This window comes from Streptomyces sp. NPDC059567 (assembly GCF_042735655.1).
Lineage (GTDB): Bacteria > Actinomycetota > Actinomycetes > Streptomycetales > Streptomycetaceae > Streptomyces.
Genome location: NZ_JBHWBS010000188.1, coordinates 1 through 5,268, shown reverse-complemented (window position 1 = coordinate 5,268; position 5,268 = coordinate 1). Strand labels below are relative to the sequence as shown.

Here is a 5,268-nt window from a genome sequence, read left to right as displayed (position 1 = left end):
GCCATGCCTCCCTCCTCCGCCTTGCGATCCACGGCACCAGACGCCGCTCCCCGATCCGGCCTGATCGACAAGACACCCCCTAGCTAGGCCACGAACGTCCGCGCGGGCTCCACGCCCGCCCCCGCACCCGACTCCACCAGCCGCGCCGCGGCCGCCAGACGGGCCGCCGCTTCCTCCGCGACCGGGCCGCCTACCGTGAACGGCAGCCGGACGTATCCCTCGAAGGCACCGTCCACGCCGAACCGCGGCCCCGAGGGCACCCGTACCCCCACCCGCTCGCCGACCTCCGCGATCCGCGAGCCCGAGAGGCCGCCCGTGCGGACCCAGAGCGTCAGTCCCCCGCGCGGCACCTCGAACTCCCACTCCGGGAGCTCGGCCCGCACCGCCGCCACCAGCGCGTCGCGGTTCTCCCGGGCCTGGGCGCGGCGGATGTCGACGGCCTGCTCCCAGCCCCCGGTGCGCATCAGCCAGTTGACGCCGAGCTGTTCCAGGACGGGGGTGCCCAGGTCCGCGTAGGCCCGCGCCGCCACCAGGGAGCGGATCACGTCGGGCGCGGCCCGCACCCAGCCGATCCTCATGCCCGCCCAGAACGCCTTGCTCGCCGAGCCGACCGTCAGCACCGTCGCGCCCGCCGGGTCGAAGGCACAGACGGGCCGGGGCATCTCCACGCCGTCGTCCAGGAACAGTTCGGACATCGTCTCGTCGACGACCAGGACCGTGCCGGCCGAGCGGGCCGCGTCGACGAGCTGCCGTCGCTGGTCCTCGTCGGCCAGGGCGCCCGTCGGGTTGTGGAAGTCGGCGACGACGTACGCGAGCCGCGGCGCCGCGTCGCGCAGCACCTGCCGCCAGCGGTTCAGGTCCCAGCCGGTCAGCCCCTCGGCCATCGCGACGGGCACGAGCCGGGCGCCCGCCGAGCGCATGAGCTGGAGGATGTTGGCGTACGACGGCGACTCGACGGCGATCCGCTCGCCGCGCCCGGCGAAGAGATGGCAGATCGCGTCGATGGCGCCCATCGCGCCGGTGGTGACCATGATCTGCTCGGGCATGGTCGGGATGCCCCGCTCGGTGTACCGGTCGGCGAGCATCTGCCGCAGCGCGGGCAGGCCGGCCGGGTAGTCCCCGTGCGTATGGGCGTACGGCGGCAGCTCCTCCAGGGCCCCCTGGACGCTCCGGGTCAGCCAGGGCTCGGGGGCGGGCAGCGCCGCGCAGCCGAGGTCGATCATCGAGCCGAGCGACTCCGGCGGCAGCGGTTCGAGCCCACGCGCGGGCAGCGGGTTCCCGGCCGGTACGGCGGTCCAGCTGCCGGCCCCGCGCCGCGACTCCAGGAAGCCTTCGGCGCGCAGCGCCTCGTACGCGGCCGCGACCGTCGTACGGCTGACGGTGAGCGCCACGGCGAGCTCACGCTCGGCGGGCAGCCGGGCGGCCACGGGCACGCGGCCCTCGAGCACGAGGAGGCGGATGCCGTCGGCAAGCGCGCGGTAGGCGGGCGGCTTGCGCGCGCCCGGTCCCGCGGGGCGCGGCTGCTGCGCCTGGAGCTGCCGTGCCAGCTGGGCCGGCCCGACGGCCGAGGTCCACTGAGCCATGGAAGTCAGTCCACCTTCCTCGAATTGGCCATGGTTGGGATGCGATCCCCCGCCACAGAGTGTCATGAGTCAGTCCACTACCACCACACAGGGGGGCACCACCTTGTCCATCGCCTCCGGCCTCCGCGGCCGGCTCACCGGTCGTCATCTGACCCGTCGGCTCGCGCAGCTGTATGTCGGACTGGCGCTGTACGGGATCAGTTCGGCGCTCCTGGTGCGCGGCGGGCTCGGCCTGGAGCCGTGGGGCGTCCTCCATCAAGGTCTCGCCGAGAAGACCGGACTGACCATCGGGGTCGTCTCGATCATCGTCGGGGCCGCCGTCCTGCTGCTGTGGATCCCGATCCGGCAGAAGCCCGGGCTCGGCACGGTGTCGAACGTCTTCGTCATCGGCGTGGCCATGGACGGAACGCTCGCGCTGGTCCCGGAGGTCGAGTCAATCGCCGCGCGGATCGCGCTCCTCGTCCTCGGCATCGTCCTCAATGGGGCGGCGACCGGCCTCTACATCGCCGCTCGCTTCGGCCCCGGCCCCCGCGACGGTCTGATGACCGGGCTGCACCGGATCACCGGCCGCTCGATCCGGCTGGTCCGCACGGCCATCGAGGTCGCCGTGGTCGCCACCGGCTTCCTGCTCGGCGGCTCGGTCGGCGTCGGCACGGTCCTCTACGCACTGAGCATCGGCCCGCTCGCGCAGTTCTTCCTGCGCAGGTTCGCCATCCCGGAGAAGGACGTGAGCAGCACCGTGGTCGCCTCGGGGACACCGGAGCAGGCGATACTGCGGCGGTGACTCGCGTACGCCACCCCTACCTCGACCACCCGTCGCCCATCCCGTTCGCCCATCGCGGCGGCACGGCGGACGGCCTGGAGAACACCGCGGCCGCCTTCCGCAGGGCCGCGGCCGCCGGATACCGCTACTTCGAGACCGATGTGCACACCACCGCGGACGGTGCGCTGGTCGCCTTCCACGACTCGACGCTCGACCGGGTCACGGACGCCGCCGGCCGTATCCGCGATCTTCCGTGGGACGCCGTCCGCGAGGCGCGGGTGGCCGGCAAGGAGCCGCTGCCGCTCTTCGAGGAGCTCCTGGAGGAGTTCCCCGAGGCGCGCTGGAACGTGGACCTGAAGGCCGAGTCGTCCCTGGTCCCGCTGGTCGACCTGATCCGCAGGACCGGGGCGTGGGACCGGATCTGCGTGGGCTCCTTCACCGAGAGCCGGGTGGCCCGCGCACAGCGCCTGGCGGGTCCGCGGCTCGCGACCTCGTACGGCGTGAAGGGCGTCCTCGGCCTGCGGCTGCGCTCGCTCGGCATCCCCGCGGCGCTGCGCGCGGGCGCGGTCGCCGCGCAGGTGCCCGCGAGCCAGGGCGGCATCCCGGTCGTCGACCGCCGCTTCGTGCGGGAGGCCCATGCCCGCGGTCTCCAGGTGCATGTGTGGACCGTCAACGATCCGGAGCGGATGAACTCTCTCCTCGACCTGGGGGTGGATGGCATCATGACCGATCATCTGGAGGCGCTGCGCGCAGTGCTGACCGCTCGGGGCGCGTGGGTCTGACCGCGCGTTCCGCCACGGGGACGAACGAGGGGGCCGCGGCCGTGACTGCCGACACCACCGAGCCGGAGGAGTACACCGCCGATCCGGCCGACCGCAGGCGCGAGCAGCGCGGCTGGTACTTCTACGACTTCGCCTGCTCGGTGTACTCGACGAGCGTCGTGACGGTGTTCCTCGGCCCCTATCTGACCTCGGTCGCGAAGGCGGCGGCGGACGCGGACGGCTTCGTCCACCCGCTGGGCATACCCGTGCGGGCCGGCTCGCTCTTCGCGTACGCCGTCTCGGTCTCGATCCTGGTGGCGGTCCTCGTGATGCCGCTGGTGGGCGCGGCGGCGGACCGTACGGGCCGCAAGAAGCCGCTGCTCGCGGCCTCGGCGTACACCGGCGCGGCGGCGACGGCGGGCATGTTCTTCCTCAGCGGCGACCGCTATCTGCTCGGCGCGTTCCTGCTGATCGTGGCGAACGCCTCGCTGGCGGTCTCGATGGTGCTCTACAACGCCTATCTGCCGCAGATCGCCGAGCCGGACGAACGGGACGCGGTCTCCTCGCGCGGTTGGGCCTTCGGCTACACCTCGGGCGCCCTGGTCCTCGTCCTCAATCTGGTCCTGTACTCCGGGCACGAGTCGTTCGGCCTCACGGAGGGCGCGGCGGTGCGGATCTGTCTGGCCTCGGCCGGGCTGTGGTGGGGCGCCTTCACGCTGGTGCCGCTGCGGGAGCTACGCGACCGGCGCGTCCAGCCGCAGGGCGAGGGGGCGGTCGGCGGTGGCTGGCGGCAGCTGATGGCGACGCTGCGGGACATGCGCCGCCACCCGCTGACGCTGTCGTTCCTGCTCGCGTACCTCATCTACAACGACGGCGTGCAGACCGTGATCTCGCAGGCGTCGATCTACGGCTCCGAGGAGCTGGGGCTCGAGCAGACGACGCTGATCACGGCGGTGCTGCTGGTCCAGGTGCTCGCGGTCGTGGGAGCGCTCGGCATGGGGCGGATGGCGCGTTCGTACGGCGCCAAGCGCGTGATCCTCGGGTCGCTGGCGGTCTGGACGCTGATTCTGGGGGCCGGGTACTTCCTGCCGGCCGGCGCGCCGGTGGCGTTCTTCTGTCTCGCGGCGGCGATCGGTCTCGTCCTCGGCGGAAGCCAGGCGCTGTCGCGCTCGCTCTTCTCCCATCTGGTGCCGCGCGGCAAGGAGGCCGAGTACTTCTCCGCGTACGAGATGAGCGACCGGGGTCTGAGCTGGCTGGGGCCACTCGTGTTCGGTCTCGCGTATCAGCTGACCGGGAGCTACCGGGATGCCATCATCTCTCTGGTGATCTTCTTCGCGGCCGGTTTCGTGCTGCTCGCGCGGGTACCCGTACGGCGTGCGGTGGCGGCTGCGGGCAACCCCGTTCCGGAGCGGATTTAGACGCGGCAGTGAAAGGCCGGTAGTGTACGCCTTTGGCCTGCCAGGCGGACCGTTACTGCGTGCTGCTTTGGTGAAGACGCTGGGTGACATCTGCTGCCAGATGTGACAAACCGGGCACTGGTGGGTAGAACAAGGGGCGGCACGACGGGCGACGCATGACCCGGAACGGGAATCTTTACCGCCGACCGGACGTTGACCGGATGACGACGACAGCGACACCTGTCCTGTGGGCGACAAGCCCGGGAGGCACGATTCATGAGTGAGCGAGCTCTTCGCGGCACGCGCCTCGTGGTGACCAGCTACGAGACCGACCGCGGCATCGATCTGGCCCCGCGCCAGGCCGTGGAGTACGCATGCGAGAAGGGCCATCGTTTTGAGATGCCCTTCTCGGTGGAAGCGGAAATTCCGCCGGAGTGGGAGTGCAAGGTCTGCGGCAGCCAGGCACTCCTGGTGGACGGGGACGGCCCCGAGGAGAAGAAGGGCAAGCCGGCGCGTACGCACTGGGACATGCTCATGGAGCGGCGCACCCGCGAGGAGCTGGAGGAGGTCCTGGCCGAGAGGCTGGCGGTCCTTCGTTCCGGCGCCATGAACATCGCCGTACATCCGCGAGACAGCCGCAAGTCCGCCTAGCGGGCAGCACGGCTCGAAGCGACGCCGCGGGGCCCGGTACACCTTGTGTGCTGCGGCGTCCTGATCTCCAACCCGGCCACGCTGGGCGAAGGGATCAGCCTTCACCATGAGTG

General features: G+C 71.7%; 5 protein-coding genes. 4 read left to right on the top strand and 1 reads right to left on the bottom strand.

Translation table 11 applies throughout. The annotated features are described in order from the left end of the window. Nucleotides 1–83 precede the first annotated feature (83 nt). Complete coding sequence (locus tag ACFVZW_RS36715) at nucleotides 84–1,583, bottom strand: PLP-dependent aminotransferase family protein (RefSeq protein WP_384530893.1); 1,500 nt, start codon at nucleotides 1,581–1,583, stop codon at nucleotides 84–86. A gap of 64 nt (nucleotides 1,584–1,647) precedes the next feature. On the opposite strand from ACFVZW_RS36715, the gene ACFVZW_RS36710 reads away from it, so the two are divergent. The 4 genes from ACFVZW_RS36710 to ACFVZW_RS36695 all read left to right on the top strand — a co-directional run bounded on the left by ACFVZW_RS36710 (nucleotide 1,648) and on the right by ACFVZW_RS36695 (nucleotide 5,155). Further along, a complete protein-coding gene (locus ACFVZW_RS36710; protein WP_384530891.1) occupies nucleotides 1,648–2,367 on the top strand; it encodes a YitT family protein in 720 nt (239 codons plus the stop codon). Beyond that, nucleotides 2,364–3,128, top strand: coding sequence for a glycerophosphodiester phosphodiesterase family protein (locus ACFVZW_RS36705; protein ID WP_384530889.1), 765 nt, complete (start codon nucleotides 2,364–2,366; stop codon nucleotides 3,126–3,128). Before ACFVZW_RS36710 ends, ACFVZW_RS36705 begins: the two co-directional genes overlap by 4 nt. 41 nt (nucleotides 3,129–3,169) lie before the next feature. Continuing rightward, entirely contained in the window at nucleotides 3,170–4,525 is a 1,356-nt protein-coding gene (locus ACFVZW_RS36700; RefSeq protein WP_384530887.1) for an MFS transporter, read from the top strand. 255 nt (nucleotides 4,526–4,780) lie between these two features. Beyond that, nucleotides 4,781–5,155 (top strand): RNA polymerase-binding protein RbpA, encoded by a 375-nt coding sequence (locus ACFVZW_RS36695; RefSeq protein ID WP_026278069.1) that lies wholly within the window; start codon nucleotides 4,781–4,783, stop codon nucleotides 5,153–5,155. The last annotated feature ends 113 nt before the right edge of the window (nucleotides 5,156–5,268 follow it).

Coding starts and splice junctions, on each gene's coding strand:
- ACFVZW_RS36710 (WP_384530891.1), top strand. CDS start 1,648: ATGAGTCAGTCCACTACCACCACACAGGGGGGCACCACCTTGTCCATC.
- ACFVZW_RS36695 (WP_026278069.1), top strand. CDS start 4,781: ATGAGTGAGCGAGCTCTTCGCGGCACGCGCCTCGTGGTGACCAGCTAC.
- ACFVZW_RS36715 (WP_384530893.1), bottom strand. CDS start 1,583: ATGGCTCAGTGGACCTCGGCCGTCGGGCCGGCCCAGCTGGCACGGCAG.